This window comes from Nonomuraea sp. NPDC001636, assembly GCF_040298265.1.
Lineage (GTDB): Bacteria > Actinomycetota > Actinomycetes > Streptosporangiales > Streptosporangiaceae > Nonomuraea.
This window is the reverse complement of record NZ_JBEOZT010000090.1, coordinates 1-1,591: the sequence shown is the minus strand read 5'-3', so window position 1 is coordinate 1,591 and position 1,591 is coordinate 1. Positions and strand designations below refer to the sequence as shown.

The 1,591-nt window shown below is 68.4% G+C and carries 1 protein-coding gene; it reads right to left on the bottom strand.

All coding sequences use genetic code 11. The annotated features are described in order from the left end of the window. On the bottom strand, window positions 1-1,591 hold a 1,591-nt coding region (gene rpoB, locus ABT158_RS51155), incomplete at both ends, for a DNA-directed RNA polymerase subunit beta (RefSeq protein ID WP_352366757.1).

Sequence of the window (1,591 nt, the reverse complement as noted above, 5' to 3'; positions counted from 1 at the left end):
GCCTTCTCCCCGAAGATGGCGCGCAGCAGCCGCTCCTCCGGGGTCAGCTCGGTCTCGCCCTTCGGGGTGACCTTGCCGACCAGGATGTCGCCGGGCACGACCTCGGCGCCGATCCGGATGATGCCGCGCTCGTCGAGGTCGGCCAGGATGTCCTCGGAGACGTTGGGGAGGTCCCGGGTGATCTCCTCCGGGCCCAGCTTGGTGTCGCGGGCGTCGACCTCGTGCTCCTCGATGTGGATCGAGGACAGGACGTCGTCCTGGACCAGACGCTGGGACAGCACGATCGCGTCCTCGTAGTTGTGGCCCTCCCACGGCATGAACGCCACCAGCAGGTTCTTGCCGAGCGCCATCTCACCGTTGTCGGTGCAGGGGCCGTCGGCGATGACCTGGCCGGCCTCGACCCGGTCGCCTTCGGCGACGATGGGCTTCTGGTTGAAGGAGGTGCCCTGGTTGGAGCGCTTGAACTTGGCGACCCGGTAGGTGGTGCGCGAGCCGTCGTCGTTCATGACGGTGACGTAGTCGGCGGAGACCTCTTCGACCACGCCGGCCTTCCCGGCGCTGATGATGTCGCCGGCGTCGGTCGCGGCACGGTACTCCATGCCGGTGCCGACCAGCGGCGCCTCGCTGCGGATCAGCGGCACCGACTGGCGCTGCATGTTCGCGCCCATCAAGGCCCGGTTGGCGTCGTCGTGCTCCAGGAACGGGATCATCGCGGTGGCCACCGACACCATCTGGCGCGGCGACACGTCGATGTAGTCCACCTCGCGGGAGGCCACGTAATCGGTCTCGCCGCCCTTGGTGCGGACCAGGACGCGGGCGTCGGTCAGCTCGCCGTCCGGGCCGAGGGACGAGTTCGCCTGGGCGACGACGAACCGGTCCTCCTCGTCGGCCGTCAGGTAGTCGATCCGGTCGGTGACCCTGCCGTCGACGACCTTGCGGTAGGGCGTCTCGATGAAGCCGAAGGCGTTGAGCCGGCCGTAGCAGGCGAGGTAGCCGATGAGGCCGATGTTCGGGCCCTCGGGCGTCTCGATCGGGCACATCCGCCCGTAGTGGGACGGATGCACGTCACGGACCTCCATCCCGGCCCGCTCGCGGGACAGGCCGCCGGGGCCCAGGGCGTTCAGCCGCCGCTTGTGCGTCAGGCCGGCCAGCGGGTTGATCTGGTCCATGAACTGCGACAGCTGCGAGGTGCCGAAGAACTCCTTCATCGACGCCACCACCGGCCGGATGTTGATCAGGGTCTGCGGCGTGATCGCCTCGACGTCCTGGGTGGTCATCCGCTCGCGCACCACGCGCTCCATGCGGGCCAGGCCCAGCCGGACCTGGTTCTGGACGAGCTCGCCGACGCTGCGGATGCGCCGGTTGCCGAAATGGTCGATGTCGTCGAGCTCCACGACGGCCTCGCCCATGGACGTCTCCCCCGCGTGCAGCCGCACCAGGTACTCGATCATCGAGACGACGTCGTCCTCGGTCAGCGTGCCCTGCGTGATCTCGGCGTCGACCCCGAGCTTCTTGTTGATCTTGTAGCGGCCCACCTTGGCCAGGTCGTACCGCTTGGGGTTGAAGTACAGGTTCTCCAGCAGGGTCTGCG